10 protein-coding genes and 1 tRNA gene are annotated in these 14,135 nt (G+C 62.7%); 5 read left to right on the top strand and 6 right to left on the bottom strand.

Annotation, left to right across the window (positions count from 1 at the left end; all coding sequences use genetic code 11):
• Positions 1–182: 182 nt before the first annotated feature.
• Together fabG and DVU_RS14750 are read left to right on the top strand one after the other, a co-directional pair.
• Complete coding sequence (gene fabG / locus DVU_RS14745; RefSeq protein WP_223295116.1) at positions 183–947, top strand: 3-oxoacyl-ACP reductase FabG; 765 nt, start codon at positions 183–185, stop codon at positions 945–947.
• Between the two features lie 925 nt (positions 948–1,872).
• Positions 1,873–2,649, top strand: coding sequence for a substrate-binding periplasmic protein (locus tag DVU_RS14750; RefSeq protein WP_010940397.1), 777 nt, complete (start codon positions 1,873–1,875; stop codon positions 2,647–2,649).
• A 269-nt stretch (positions 2,650–2,918) separates the two neighbouring features.
• On the opposite strand, the gene DVU_RS14755 is transcribed toward DVU_RS14750, so the two are convergent.
• The 4 genes from DVU_RS14755 to DVU_RS14770 all read right to left on the bottom strand — a co-directional run bounded on the left by DVU_RS14755 (position 2,919) and on the right by DVU_RS14770 (position 7,271).
• Positions 2,919–2,994, bottom strand: a tRNA-Val gene (locus DVU_RS14755).
• 69 nt (positions 2,995–3,063) lie between these two features.
• Positions 3,064–4,677 carry a polysaccharide biosynthesis/export family protein gene (locus DVU_RS14760; RefSeq protein WP_010940398.1) on the bottom strand — a complete coding sequence of 538 codons (1,614 nt, stop codon included), beginning with the start codon at positions 4,675–4,677 and terminating at the stop codon, positions 3,064–3,066.
• Between the two features lie 286 nt (positions 4,678–4,963).
• A complete protein-coding gene (locus tag DVU_RS14765; protein ID WP_010940399.1) occupies positions 4,964–5,344 on the bottom strand; it encodes a lipoprotein in 381 nt (126 codons plus the stop codon).
• A gap of 223 nt (positions 5,345–5,567) precedes the next feature.
• Positions 5,568–7,271, bottom strand: a complete 1,704-nt coding sequence (locus DVU_RS14770) for a sigma-54 interaction domain-containing protein (protein WP_010940400.1) — start codon at positions 7,269–7,271, stop codon at positions 5,568–5,570.
• Positions 7,272–7,572: 301 nt separating this feature from the next.
• On the opposite strand from DVU_RS14770, the gene DVU_RS14775 reads away from it, so the two are divergent.
• Genes DVU_RS14775 through DVU_RS14785 form a run of 3 tightly spaced genes read left to right on the top strand, consistent with a single transcriptional unit; the run spans position 7,573 to position 11,438 of the window.
• Positions 7,573–9,162, top strand: coding sequence for a 4Fe-4S dicluster domain-containing protein (locus DVU_RS14775; protein ID WP_010940401.1), 1,590 nt, complete (start codon positions 7,573–7,575; stop codon positions 9,160–9,162).
• Between the two features lie 29 nt (positions 9,163–9,191).
• The gene (locus DVU_RS14780; protein ID WP_010940402.1) at positions 9,192–10,820 is read left to right on the top strand and encodes a tetrathionate reductase family octaheme c-type cytochrome; all 1,629 of its coding nucleotides are present in this window, start codon (positions 9,192–9,194) and stop codon (positions 10,818–10,820) included.
• A gap of 9 nt (positions 10,821–10,829) precedes the next feature.
• The gene (locus tag DVU_RS14785; RefSeq protein ID WP_010940403.1) at positions 10,830–11,438 is read left to right on the top strand and encodes a cytochrome b/b6 domain-containing protein; all 609 of its coding nucleotides are present in this window, start codon (positions 10,830–10,832) and stop codon (positions 11,436–11,438) included.
• A 551-nt stretch (positions 11,439–11,989) separates the two neighbouring features.
• Here the strand turns inward: DVU_RS14785 and DVU_RS14790 are convergent.
• Positions 11,990–12,538 carry a hypothetical protein gene (locus tag DVU_RS14790; protein WP_014524621.1) on the bottom strand — a complete coding sequence of 183 codons (549 nt, stop codon included), beginning with the start codon at positions 12,536–12,538 and terminating at the stop codon, positions 11,990–11,992.
• A 365-nt stretch (positions 12,539–12,903) separates the two neighbouring features.
• Positions 12,904–14,112: a bifunctional nucleoside/nucleotide kinase/histidine phosphatase family protein gene (locus DVU_RS14795; RefSeq protein WP_014524622.1), complete on the bottom strand. Its 1,209-nt coding sequence runs from the start codon at positions 14,110–14,112 to the stop codon at positions 12,904–12,906.
• Positions 14,113–14,135: the final 23 nt, after the last annotated feature.

A 14,135-nucleotide genomic window follows, 5' to 3' on the forward strand; every position in this document is an offset into this window, starting at 1 on the left:
GGACACGTGGACAGACACCTTCCACAGTGACGCCCACGGCGCGAAACCACCTGTACCCTTCACTTGCCTGACGACATGGGGTAACAGGCAAGACAAGCCTTCAGGAGTGACCACTTGCTTCTGCATGATAAAGTGCACCGTTTGATGGCGATAACCATACCGAGGTACTCATGTTTTCAGGGATGCAAGACAGAAGAGTGATGGTGACCGGTTCTGCCAAAGGAATCGGCAAGGGCATAGCCGAAGCCTTCGCCTCTCGAGGAGCGCGCGTATTCCTCGCCGACCTTTCCGCGGAGCATGTCGAGGCCACAGGCAATGCGTTCAGGGCAAAGGGGTACAACGTCGCATGGGGCGTTGCCGATGTGAAGGACAAGGCTTCTGTGGAACAGGTCGCGAGCAAGGCCGTGGAACAACTCGGCGGGTTGGATGTGCTATGCGCCAATGCGGGCATCTTTCCCGCTGCACCGCTGGAGACCATGACCGAAGAACAGTGGGACACGGTGCTCGACGTGAACCTCAAGGGCATGTTCCTTACGGTGCAGGCCTGCATACCGGCACTGAAAGAGAGCACGTCGGGGCGCATTGTGGTCACATCGTCAATCACCGGCCCCGTGACAGGCTATCCGGGGTGGTGCCACTATGGCGCGAGCAAGGCGGGGCAGATGGGCTTCATCCGCACCGCAGCCATCGAACTGGCGAGATACGGCATAACCATCAACGCAGTCCAACCCGGCAACATCGCCACGGAAGGGCTTCAGGAACAGGGAGAGGCCTATATGGCCTCCATGGCTTCTTCCATCCCCCTGCGGCGGCTTGGCCTCCCTGCCGACATCGCAGCGGCGGCCGTCTTTCTCGCCTCTCCTGACGCGGGGTACATCACCGGGCAGGGCATCATCGTCGATGGCGGGCAAATCCTCCCAGAGACACTCGAAGCGCTTGATGCGTAATCGGGAGAAACTGAACGGGATTCATAACACAGCGCCATATTCCATACCGCGCCAGTCGGCGGATGCGTGAACGCGTCTGGCATGTCCGGAGGCAGTCGACCTGAATGCGCCCGGAGAACCCACGTGCGCCCGGATGAGGCCAGATGCGTCGGGTGCCCAAATGTGCCTTGCCGCGACCACCAGACTACGGCAAGACTCTCACCCCGCGCATCTGTCGTGTTGAGGTCTTCATTGCTGCACGTCAGCACCTGACCGCCGACTAATACAGCCAGATGAAACCATCTCTTGAATCCAAGCCTCTCTCTTAAATCATGTCCCCTCATTACTGGCCAGCGGAAGAAACACCAACGCAGCACGCCACTGAGTGTCCGGACTGGCAGGGTAACGCCACGCTGGCCCTGCCACGAAGAAGTAGAAGTGGAAACGTACAAGATTCTGGCGGCATCGCTTCGGGCATCCTGACACTCACCGCATGCAGCCCATGTTCAAACCCATGGGACTCAGGCAGATGAAGCACATGATAGTACGTGACTTGTTGCCAGACACCCCGCAGACGCAAGCGTTGGCCAAGGCCATTAAAAAGGGGCCACCGCAACCCGGACAAACCTCTTACCGCGGGGGGTGTCCCAATGCCGCGGGGGGATACAGAGTGACCGCCCCCACGCAGGTGGTCCTGCCCCCCGACAAGAAGGACTTCCTCCGCTTGCTCGGACTCGGTACAGGCCCGAACAAGATGGGGCAACCATACAGAGATAAATACCACGAATCAGCAGAGCCACAGTGTATTGTTTTTCACGCGACCTTGTGCGGTATAAATGCGGTTCATTTTCTGGAAGAATATGCAATAATAGACCCTAAAAGGACAAGAACGACACAGCGCACTAAACATAGACACATATTAGCGTGAACACACAGGATTACTAGCATGCTGCAATTACTCACACGTATTTTGGCAATGTCGGCATGTATTCTCCTGCTGGCATATAACAATGCAAAAGCAGGCGCCGACCTCTATGTCATGGCTGAAGAGTCGACGCCTCCATACGCCTTCGTTGAACATGGCATAAAAAAGGGGATTGACCACGACATCATCGTCGAAGCTGCGAAAAGAATGAACATCCGTGTTGAAATCGACATGGTTCCATGGATACGCATGTATAAATCCATCGAGACAGGCGTTTGTGATGCAGGGTCTGTATTCTTCCATGTCAAGGAACGGGAGTCATTTGCGATATTTACAAATCCTCCTCTCCATCATAGCACATATTCTGTATTCATCAGAAAGGACAGCAAGCTTGAATACTCATCGATTGAAAGTCTTTACGGCAAAACGATTGGCGTATCCAGAGGATACAGGCTGAACAACGACTTCAAGGAGGCTGTAGAAAGAGGCTTCATTCAAATAGAAGAGACGAACAACATCTCTATGAACATAAGAAAAGTCATGGCTGGGCGACTATACTGCATGGTGGCAAATTACGATGTCACGATGCTTGAACTTTCCCGTGCTGGTCTTCGTGGCCAGCTTATAGCCTTGAACCCACCATTACTTGAAAGAAAGCCGCTCCATTTCGTTTTTTCTAAAGCAGGCAGGTATGGCAACAATAAAGAGTTCATAGCTAAATTCGAGTCGACGCTCGATGCCATGAAAAACGACGGAACATTCAAAAGAATATACGATCGATACTACGCCAAACAATGACGACTGCAGACCAAACAATGACGGTCGCACAGAGTGGGTATCCTCCTGACACAGCCGTACAAGCGGTCACCGAGCAGACGGAGTGCGCTCTTCTGTCTACCTCTGAGAGGCTATCAGGAGGATTTGACGGGGTATGCGAGCCAAATAGGGGCGATTCGCCCCCATCTTGGCGGGTCTGGGTTCTCATTTCTTGCACAGGCTAGGCACAACGGCATGAGCCAAGAAAAAAGCACTCGCAGCTGTTACGCTGCAAGTGCTTTTTGTACTCGTGGTGGGCGGTGAGGGGATCGAACCCCCGGCATTCGGCTTGTAAGGCCGACGCTCTACCAGCTGAGCTAACCGCCCAAGGGAGTATGCTCTTAAAGGAAAGCCGCGCGCGTGTCAAACGCCTTGCACAGCCTGTACATGCCGCCCCTACAACCCCACGACGACCTTGGTCGCCACGGCAATCTGGTACAGTATCTGCGACATGTCCTTCACGAGTTGCATGTTCTTGGAATCGAAGCGCGGCAGCACCATGAGATGGTCACCGGGTGCGATGGTGGTATCGCCCGTCCGGAAGACCTCGCCATTGGGACGCACGATGAGCACGCTCGACGTGTCCGCCCTGTTCGAGTAGCCGCCTGCCCCGCGAATATAGTCCTTCAGGCGCTTGTCACCTGCCCAGACGATGGCCTGCGGCATGACGACCTCACCCGTGACGAGTACGACGTCACTCTTGCCGGGAATGACGATGACGTCGCCATCCTCGAGGGCGATGTCGGCGACCTTGCCGCCCGACCCCACCACGACGATGCCGTCGGGCTCCACGTTGCGCGCCTTTTCGGCGAACTTGGAGATCATCTCGGCCTCGTGGCTGCGAATCTGGGCTTCCTCCGCGCTGGCAGATGTGGCCGTGAAGGAGCTTTGCTCAAGGCGGCGCAAGGCCTCTTCGATGGCCTTCTTCTGCCGTTCGGCGACGCTGCGCCGCTTGATGTACAGCCCCTGAAGGTCGGCCCTGTCGCGATCGACGGCGATGAACTGCTGCACGTCACGCAGGCGGGCGTTGCGCTTCACGGGAAAACGCGAGGCCCCGCGAATGGCACCACGCACCTCCACCATGATGGTATCGCCGGGCATGTCTGCGAGGTAGGTCACGTTGTCACCATCCTCGAGCGGCATGGTGTCGAAATCGCGCAACGGAAGGTACAGGTTGAAGGGCGCACCATGGCGGGTCCCCACAAGGCTCACGTGCGATGCCGTGGGCTTGGGGTCGGCCATGAGCGAGAGGTTGTGCCCCATCGCCTCGCCCTTGCGGAACTCGAACCGTGCGACGTTGCGCACTTCGCCGGTGGCGGCCACGGCGGGCCCCTTCTCGCCCACGACGATGGTATCGCCGTCTAACAGGCGCAAACGCGGCAGTTCACCACGCAGTGCGAAGGGGTAGAGGTCGAAACGGCTCACCTCGGCGTTGTCGCGCATGATGCGGATGTTGCGATAGCTGCCACGCCGCGGGTCGATGCCGCCCGCCTTGTCGAGATAGGCGAGCACCATGTCACCGGGGCCTCCGGTATACCTGCCGGGCCGCAGCACGAACCCGGTCACGAAGACGGACAGGGGACGGCTGTCGAGCAGTGTCACGTACATCTGCACGTTCTCGACCCCCGTGGCACTCAGCTTGCTCTTGATGGCATCGGCCAGTTGGGCCTGTGCAAGACCTGCCACGGGCACCGGCCCCACGTCGGTGATGTCCACATCTCCGGCCTCGTTGACGGTGAGCACACCATCGAACGACCGGTCACCCCAGAGGCGCAGCACCAGACGGTCGCCAGCGACGATTTCGCGGGTGTCGCCACTGCGGGCTGCTGCGAAATTGCCCTGGAAGAGATTCGCCCCGAAGGGCGCGATGTCGGCTTGCGGGGCCGCCTTGGCATCGGCCGTCACGGCATGGGCCATGTCACCGGACACGGCCACGAATACAGACACAAGGAGGGCAAGGGTCAGCGTCAGGGCTGACCGCCCGAAGAACAAGGCAAGGACGCCACGCATGGCTACCTCCGTCATATATGTCGCGGGCGACTTCGCCCGGAGTCGACTCTGCATGAGCCCTGCACCGAAACGGCGCAGCAGCCATCATCCGCCATCACCTCTGCCCCGTCGTTGACGCGGGCAGGCCTGCAAAAGCTGGCAGGCGTCGGTCAGCACCAGGACCTCCACAGGCAGTGGCAGACCTCCGCCGGGCCGAAGGGCTCCATATTCGAAGCCACTCCGGTCATGGCCGGGGCAGTGTGCGGCCATGGGGTTTGACACAAGGGCGGTGACGCCCGACGTGCATCTACTGGCCGATACCCTGCCCCCATATGCGGGGGGCCATCGTCCATGTACCGTCATCGCCCTTGCAGGCGACAACGACCTCTGCCTGCCCGTCACGGGTCAGCAAGGTGGCCCGGCGGCACTCCTGCCCAGACGCCGAGAGGAACGAACCCTCGACGAAGACGCGGATGGACTTGCCGAATTCCGGGTCGTCCAGCGTCGCCGATGAACCGCCGTCATGGGTGGACAGATAGTCCAGCAGGGGTTTCTCCACCACAGGGTCGTCGATGGGTGAAGCCGCCATTTCGGGCTGCTTGCCGCCGCAGGCTGCAAGAAGAAGACACGCCACGAGTGCGAGAAGGGCCGCAGGGCGCGTGAAGGATCTGTTCGGATGTCCGGGCATGGATACCTCGCAAGTGGTTGGCGAACGGGGAAACAGCCGGAAGGGACAATACCCTCGCCGGGCTGGCGGGGCGTGGCATGACAGGTCGCCCTGCGCCACGGGCCCACGGATGCCCGCAGTGGCCCCTATACCGCCGCGCGGGGGCCACTGTCCACTACGGGAGAGCATCGCCGTAACCGTACGATATCCTCATCATCCCTGACGGCCTCACATCGGCCCGCACTCATCCTTTCACCTCGCGGTGAAGGTCGATGCCGTAACGCGCCATGCGGTTACGTACCGTCCCCCGGTATACCCCAAGCAGGCGCGCCGCCTCGGAGATATTGCCGCGTGCACGACGCAACGCCGTAAGAAGCTGCCTTCGCTCCTCTCCTTCGCGCAATTCGCGTTGCGTTGGCGGGAAGGCGTCCGCCATGGCGGGCGGCGGCGTGCCAGCCTCGCCGGAAGTGCCGGGCAGTGACATCACGCGGTCATGGGCGTCCACCGACATCATCTCATGGTCGGGGCCGGAGTCGGTCACAACAGGCACAGCGGGCACCACGGGCACAGCGGACACGACAGGTATCGCGGCAACAGCACCGACTTCACCGGCCCGACCCTGCGTGCCCCCACCGGCACCGGGCCCGGCAACACGCACTGGGGCATCAGGGCGCACCTCATCCGCAGGGGCCTCCTGTGCGGCATCCGGCCCTGTCCTTTCGGCCACGGTGGCAGCCAGCGCATGCCCCCCGCATTCCGGCGTCCCGTCGATGATGTGCGGCGGGAGATGTTCCGCGTCGATGTCACCTCCGCCCGCCACCACACAGGCATACTCCATGGCGCTACGCAATTCGCGCACGTTTCCCGGCCATGTATAGGCCACCAGATGCCGCAGGGCCGCCGGCGTCAGCCCTCCGGCCTTGCGACCGTCACGTTCGGTGATGGCACGCAGGAAGAAGGCCGCCAGCAGGGGAATGTCTTCACGCCGTGCAGCCAGCGCAGGCAGCGTGACCGGAATGACGTTGATGCGAAACAGCAGGTCTTCACGGAAACGCCCCGCGCGCACGAGCGCGCCGAGATTCCTGTTGGTGGCGGCGATGATGCGCACGTCCACCTCACGGGGGTGATTGTCGCCCACCCTCTCGATGCGTTTGGTCTCAAGCACGCGCAACAGCTTCACCTGCGTCGGCAGGGGCAGGTCGCCTATCTCGTCGAGGAAGAGGTCTCCGCCATGGGCTGCCTCGAACCGTCCCTGCCTGTCGCGTACCGCCCCGGTGAAGGCACCGCGCACGTGACCGAACAGCTCGCTTTCAAGCAGATTCTCGTTGAGGGCCGCACAGTTGAGTTGCACATAGGGGCCGTTGCGTCGCCTGCCCAGTTCGTGCACCGCCCGCGCAGCCAGTTCCTTGCCCGTGCCAGACGCCCCCAGCAACAACACCGGGGCATCGCTCTCTGCGGCACGTTCAAGCAACCTGAAGGTACGATGCATGGCTGAGGACGCACCGACCATGCCCGCGAAGCCCTCCTCCGACCCGAGAAGGCGCGAAAGCTCTTCGATACGGCGCTCCTTGTCCACCAGTTCGGAAAGGTCGGTGATGATCTCCACGGCACCCTGCACGCCTCCCTGTCCATCGGTGAGCACGCGGGCGTTCTTGAGCACGGGAACCACCGTACCGTCCTTGCGGCGCACCGTGCACCGCTTGCGGTTCTCGCCCTTGCGGTCGAAAAGGCGGCACCAGTGCGCCCCGCCATCCTTGCGTTGCCGGACACAGGCATCACATTGCAGCACGGAACACGCGCGTCCCACCAGTTCATCACGGGTGAAGCCCGTCAGCCGCTCCAGCGCCGGATTCACCATGCGGATGCGTCCGTCGGGTCCGACGAAGACCAGCCCCTCGTTCAGGGTGTCGATGATGCCGCGAAGAAAACGCGGGTCGGTCTCATGCATGGCCCCTCCTCCCTGTTGCGCCTTTGCATCCATTGCCGGTGAGCCTCCCCCATGCCCACTGAGAGGGCAAGCGGCGGCAACACGGATCACACCAGATGATGCATCGATTGATGCACATCATGATGCGTCATGTGCTGCATATTTCGAAGTACCGCGTCGCACTCCACGATGCAAGGGGCCACCGCAGATAATAACAGACACGCTATTCCGGCATGTTATGATTATCAAACTCTTCAGGCACAGTTCCTGCTCTGCTTTCATGCGGACGGTTCACCCCTTCCATGAGGAGACAACAGGAGACATGTCAGCATCTACAGCAGTCCGCGGCAAGCGCATCTCGCGCCGCCGCTTCCTTGGCGGTCTCGGCATCGCCGGAACGGCCCTCGCCCTCCCCGCAGGCGCACGGGCGGACGTTCCGGCGATGCCGGGAGCGTCATCCGGCAAGACGCCCACGGTCTATGCCACCCTCTATGACCTCGACCGCTGCGTCGGTTGCGGTGCGTGCGTCGAGGCATGCCATGAGCGCAACGGCGCACGCTACCCCGAACCGATAAAGCCCTTCCCCGACCTCGTCCCCGCCGGGACGAAGAACGAAGACTGGTCGGACAGGCGCGACGTGGACGACAGGCTTACCCCCTACAACTGGCTGTACATCCAGTCCGCCACCGTCGATACGCCGGAAGGCCCGCGCGAGCTGCACTTGCCCCGGCGCTGCCTGCACTGCGCCAACCCGCCCTGCGCCAACCTGTGCCCGTGGGGGTCGGCACGGCGCGAGACCTCCGGTGCCGTGAGTATCGAGGCCTCCACCTGTCTTGGAGGGGCCAAATGCCGCACAGTATGCCCCTGGCACATTCCGCAGCGGCAATCGGGGGTGGGGCTGTACCTCGACCTCATGCCACGCTTCGCAGGCAATGGCGTCATGTACAAATGCGACCGCTGCGCCGACATCACCGCCCGCGGCGGCATACCCGCCTGTATCGAAGCCTGCCCCTACGACGTGCAGACCATCGGCCCCCGTGACGCCATCATCGCCGAAGCGAAGCGACTTGCCGCCGAAAGGGGCTGGCACCTCTACGGGCTTGACGACAACGGCGGCACCAACACCATCTATCTCTCACCCGTGCCCTTCGGGCTGCTGGACGCTGCCATCCCCAAGGGGCCGGGCAGGCCGCACCTCGCCCCCGTGGCGGATGCCATGCGCGACGAGACCCGCCTTGCCGCCGTGGCTGCCACCGCGCCCCTGGCCGGATTCGGTGCCGCCATGCTGCGTGTAGCCGCCGACATACGCGAAGCGGCCCATAGCGACGCACCCGGCGCACATTCTTCACACGCCATGGGGAAGCCCGGACGGGCTGCCACCCACCGTCTGTCAGCCCCCACCCCAATAGACACCATCACACCCCATGCCTTTCTCCCCCCTGCCACGTCTCGCGCCGTCCGCGCCATCTGGCTTGCGTGCGCCATCGTGCTGGGATTCACGGGGCTGATGCAGATGCCCATCGCCGCACGCTACGGCATGACGGCACTGCCCGGGCTGGCATGGACAGGAGATTTCCACGTCACGCACCGCATGCACTACGTCTTCGCAGCCCTGCTGCTTGGACTCGGGGGCTGGCTTCTCGGCAGGGCGTTGCGGCAGCGCGCCTTCCCGGCACTCACCCGCGAGGGCTGGCTTCGTCTCGGGCTTGTGGCCGGACTGACAGGCACCGGGGTGTTGCGTGTGCTCAAGAACCTGCCCGACGTGAGCTTCAGCCCCCTGCTGACCTTATGGATAGACCTCGCTCACCTCGGCCTCGCCGTTGCGCTGGGCGCGGTTGCGCTCGTCTTCGCCTTCACGGGGCGCACGGCATGGACCCGCCCCCGCCCACCCGCCGGACGTCCCCCCGCATAGTGCGGGGTCATGCAATGAAGGAGGATCACATGCACAACGCCAACGCCTCGTTCCCCCGCCGTCAGCGGCTGGCGGTGCTGGCGCTCGCCCTGACCCTGCTGCTGCCGGGTGCTTCCGCATGGGCTGCGGAAGTACCGCCCGGTGCCACAGGCCTCGTAGGCAAGTTGCCGGAGCATCACATCACCGCCGACCACAGCAAGCACCCCGCGCTGCAACAACCCTTCGCCTCGCCGCAGGAGGTCACCAAAGCCTGCCTCTCGTGCCACAATCAGGCGGCCCTTCAGGTACACAAGACCATTCACTGGACATGGCTAGACCCGGCCGACCCCACCCGCAAGATGGGCAAGGGCGGCATCACCTTCAACAACTTCTGTATCGCCGTACCTTCCAACGAGCCACGCTGCACCTCATGCCATGCAGGCTACGGCTGGAAGGACAAGAACTTCGACTTCTCGGCGCAGGAGAACGTGGACTGCCTCGTCTGCCACGACCGCACAGGCACCTACAAGAAATTCCCCACCATGGCGGGGATGCCCGTATCCGAACCGACAAAGTTCGGCGAAGAGCAGTTCGACCCGCCCGACTACAACGCCGTCGCCGCCGCCGTGGGCAGACCCACACGCGACAACTGCGGCAACTGCCACTTCTATGGCGGGGGCGGAGACGCGGTGAAGCACGGCGACCTCGACTCGTCGCTGCATACGCCAAAGCGTGAAATCGACGTCCATATGGATGTGAAGGGGGCCAATTTCACCTGCCAGCGTTGCCACACCACCGATGTGCATTTCATAGCCGGACGCACCTACAAGGAACCCGCCTTCACCGAACGCAAGAGCCTCGTGCAGGACGACCAGGTCAAGCGCATCGCCTGCGAATCGTGCCATACCGCCACGCCGCACAAGGCCGGACACAAGGCCAACGACCATACGGACAAGGTCGCCTGCCAGACCTGCCATATCCCGGCCTATGCACGTGCCATCCCCACCAAGATGTGGTGGGACTGGTCTACCGCAGGCAAGAAGAAGGACGGCAAGAACTACAAGGAGAAGGGGCCGCTGGGGAAGCCCGTCTACGACACCCAGAAGGGCGACTTCAGGTGGGAACAGAACGTCGTGCCCGAATACAAGTGGTACGGGGGCCGCATGGACTACCTGCTGCTGACCGACAAGGTCGACCCCGCCAAGCCCGTCGAAATCAACCGCGTCATCGGCTCGCCCGACGACCCCAACGCGCGCATCATGCCCTTCAAGGTACACCGGGGCAAGCAGCCCTTCGACCCTGAACTGAAGACCTTCGTGGTACCGCACCTCTTCGGCAAGGACGACGCCGCCTACTGGAAGACCTACGACTGGGCCAAGGCCATCGAGGCCGGGCAGAAGGCCGTGGGACTGCCGTGGAGTGGCAAGTACACCTTCGTCGAGACGGCCTACCACTATCCCATCACGCACATGGTGGCCCCCAAGGAGAAGGCCCTGCAATGCGCCGACTGCCACAGCCCGGCGGGACGTCTGGCAGGTGTGGGCGGTGTATGGATGCCAGGACGTGACGCCAGCAGTGCCGCAGACACCCTCGGCTGGATCGCCGTCATCGGTTCACTGTGCGCCGTTACCGTGCACGGCATACTGCGGCTCAACGCGCGCAAGCGCAACGACGGATAGGAGAGCGCCATGAACACCGAGAGACTCTACCTCTACACCCGGTTCGAGCGTTTCTGGCACTGGGCGCAGACACTGCTCATCCTCGTGCTGCTGGTCACGGGCTTCGAGATACACGGCACGTACAGGCTGTTCGGCTTCGAAACCGCCTTCACGGTGCACAACGCCTGTGCGTGGACATGGTTCGTGCTCTACGCCTTCATCGTCTTCTGGATGGCGACCACAGGTGAGTGGAAGCACTATGTGCCCACCTTCCTGAAGCTCATGGACGTGGTCCGCTACTATGTCTCGGGCATCTTCAAGGGTGAGCCGCATCCGGTGCCCAAGAGCGAACGCAGCAAGCACAACCCCCTGCAACGGCTCACCTACCTTGGCATCGTGTCGGTTCTCGTGCCCTTCCAGATGGTGACGGGCTTCCTGTACTACACCTACAACCAGTGGCCCGCCTTCGGCTTCGCCGGGGCGCTCACCCTTCAGGTGGTGGCCGTCCTGCACACGGTGGGGGCCTTCGCCTTTCTCGCCTTCGTCATCGTGCATGTGTACATGACCACCACCGGCCATACGCTCACCGCACATATCAAGGCCATGTTCACCGGCTACGAGGACGTACCGCGCCACTAGGCTGCATGCAGCCCCCGTCATCCCGTATCCACCGGGTTGGCGGGAGCCTTCCAGCACCGTCCACCCGTGCGGCGCGTCTCCTCCGCACGGTCCGGCCGCCCGGCGCACCGTGCACCGGGCGGTTCCCTTGCAGGCATCCCTGCCTGTTCAGACTTGCCGTGACACGGGCAAAGCGTATGGTAGGCTCGCGCGGCAACATCTCGATGCCGCCCGACGCACACACCACAAGGGAATGGCGTTCATGACTCTGTTCACGGTTCTCCCCTGACCTCTCATGCATGCGTAGGCTGCGGCTGGTGTTGCCTCGACAACCAGTGCGGCGTATCGCATCACCTGCACGGCTACCTTCCGCGATGCCCCGAACTGCTCTGGCACGACCCGGCAAGGCGTTACATATGCCGCCTCATCCGAGACGAGCCTTCCGGCGTCGACCTCACAGAACTCCATGCGGGCGAAGGATGCTGTGCACCGCTCAACGGCTGGCACCATGATGTGCGGCAACGCACCTGAAGCCACCACGTAACGGCAGCTTCAGGCATCATTCTCCGACTTCACACGGGAAGACGGGCCGGGAGCATCCGCCACCAGAAGTCGGTGGCGGGCAGCCTGCCGTATCCCACGCGGGCATAGAACCGTTCAAGGCTCTCCAGCGAGCGCTTCGGGTCTCCGCCGATGCGTACCCGGCCCAGCAGTGCCCTGTCTTCGGGCCGCAGCCAGTCGATACAGAACTGCAGAGGGCATGGGCGCAGCAGCGAGACGCCGCAGTCGCCATAGAGCCACGACCGTTCGAGAAGTTGGCGGGCCACGTCGCCACCCCGGGCCTTGGGCGCCACCAGTAGCACGTCCACATAGGAGACGGGGGCGTCGTGGGTCGAAGCCATGGCGAAGCGCACGGCCTCCACGGCCTCGCGCAGGTCGTCGTGCGAGACGCCCGCGAGGTCGCCCACCATGTCCAGCGAGTGGTAGTGGATGACGAAACCGCGCAGCCTGCCCACCACCTCGCCGTCATGGACGGCGTCGATGGTATAGGCGCGCAGACCGGAACCGCATTCCGGAGACTCTGTGAGATGCGTAAGACAGCTTGTGCGTGTCGGGTGCATAGATGTGGGGTTTGAGTGCCCCCGCCGAACGGCCTGGGGGGCGGGCCTGCAGCAGGGCTGCCAGCTAACACGGGACATGGGGGCGGGAACGGATGCGCCGGCATGTGCACGCCTGCAGCGTGCGACCGTTCGCCCGATGGCCATCCGTCGCCCTGTTCCGGGAGACGGAGACGTCTGCACCGGGAGGCCCCGGCACACCGGCTTGCAGCGGCACACAGGCACCATGAGCAGACCGTGCCCGGCGCGCCACCTTCACCACCATGTCGACCGCTACGAACGCTGACGGTCGACCGTGCTCGTCGACCGCCTTACGGCATCGACACCGCCCGCATCTTGTAAGCCGATTCCCGCCCGGACGCCAGCCCCTACATGAAGGGTACCAGTTCGAACAGCTTCTTACGTTGCGTCGCCACGATATGGTAGAACTGGTTCTGCGGGATGTAGATGTGCGGCACGTCCTCTGTGCGACGGTAGAGGAAGTGCGAGAGAATCATGCGGTTGATCGCCTGATGCCCGATGAGCAGCACACCCGGTGCGTCGCCCGCGATGAAGAGTGCCCGTTTGAGCCCCCTCTCCACCCGTTCTCGCAAGGTGACGTAGCCCTCCCCCTGCGGATAGACGTAGTTGTACTTGTCACGCATGCGCGCCGCATACTGTTCAGGCATCTCTGACTGGATGTCCTCGTAGCGCATTCCCTCGCACAGCCCCGCGTCGATCTCGTCGAACTCCGGCAGTGCCATGATACGGCAGTCCGGACGGGCGGCCTTGAGCGGTGCCGCCGTCATGGACGAACGTCGCCGCGTCGAGGTGAAGATGTGCGTGACCTCGACCCGGCTGAAATGCCGTGCCAGCGCGTCGGCCTGTTCCTTGCCGTGCGCCGTGAGTTCGGGGTCGCCGCCTATGCGTCCTTCCACGTTGTAGGTCGTCTCGCCATGGCGCACCAGATAGAGGTTGCGCACCCAGTCGGAGACGAGGATGTCGCGGATACGGTGGAAGAAGGGCACGCGCGCGCCAAGACGTTCCTCGAGGATGCGATTCTGCACCGAGTCGACACGCACCCAGCAGCACTCATCCTCCAGCGGGGCGTACATGCGCTCGTAGTAGTCCATACGCTGCCTGAAGCTGGCAATGGCCTCGGCCCGTGTCTTTCCGGCGAATTCCGGCAAGGCGGCCTTGCGTTCGAGGCTTGCTTCAAGCAGCACCGGGTCGTCGTTGCGGCATTCCACGAACAGCAACGGGTGGTCCGTGAGACGTGCCTCCAGCATGGCACGGCGGGCACGGCTGGCATTGGTCGCATCGAGAATGGCGACATTGCCGCCCCCGGCGAGAAAGGCGCGTGCATGGGCCACGTTCTCTTGCGCCAACTCTTCGCGGCGGGCCCGCCCTTCGGCATTGTCGGGATGATAGAACTCCGGTGCCGTGGAGTCGCGCCCGAGGCGGGTGCGCCGCAACTCGCCGTTATTGAAGATGCCGACGCGCAGCCCCTCTGCCTCGAGCCCTTCGCGGATGCGCTTCGCCAGCGTCGACTTGCCACGTGCCGGAAGTCCGACCATCGCCACGTACAACTTCTTCACGGTCAACCCTCTTGATGCAGAAA

The organism is Nitratidesulfovibrio vulgaris str. Hildenborough, assembly GCF_000195755.1.
GTDB lineage: Bacteria > Desulfobacterota > Desulfovibrionia > Desulfovibrionales > Desulfovibrionaceae > Nitratidesulfovibrio > Nitratidesulfovibrio vulgaris.

Coding starts and splice junctions, on each gene's coding strand:
- fabG (WP_223295116.1), top strand. CDS start 183: ATGCAAGACAGAAGAGTGATGGTGACCGGTTCTGCCAAAGGAATCGGC.
- DVU_RS14750 (WP_010940397.1), top strand. CDS start 1,873: ATGCTGCAATTACTCACACGTATTTTGGCAATGTCGGCATGTATTCTC.
- DVU_RS14760 (WP_010940398.1), bottom strand. CDS start 4,677: ATGCGTGGCGTCCTTGCCTTGTTCTTCGGGCGGTCAGCCCTGACGCTG.
- DVU_RS14765 (WP_010940399.1), bottom strand. CDS start 5,344: ATGCCCGGACATCCGAACAGATCCTTCACGCGCCCTGCGGCCCTTCTC.
- DVU_RS14770 (WP_010940400.1), bottom strand. CDS start 7,271: ATGCATGAGACCGACCCGCGTTTTCTTCGCGGCATCATCGACACCCTG.
- DVU_RS14775 (WP_010940401.1), top strand. CDS start 7,573: ATGTCAGCATCTACAGCAGTCCGCGGCAAGCGCATCTCGCGCCGCCGC.
- DVU_RS14780 (WP_010940402.1), top strand. CDS start 9,192: ATGCACAACGCCAACGCCTCGTTCCCCCGCCGTCAGCGGCTGGCGGTG.
- DVU_RS14785 (WP_010940403.1), top strand. CDS start 10,830: ATGAACACCGAGAGACTCTACCTCTACACCCGGTTCGAGCGTTTCTGG.
- DVU_RS14790 (WP_014524621.1), bottom strand. CDS start 12,538: ATGCACCCGACACGCACAAGCTGTCTTACGCATCTCACAGAGTCTCCG.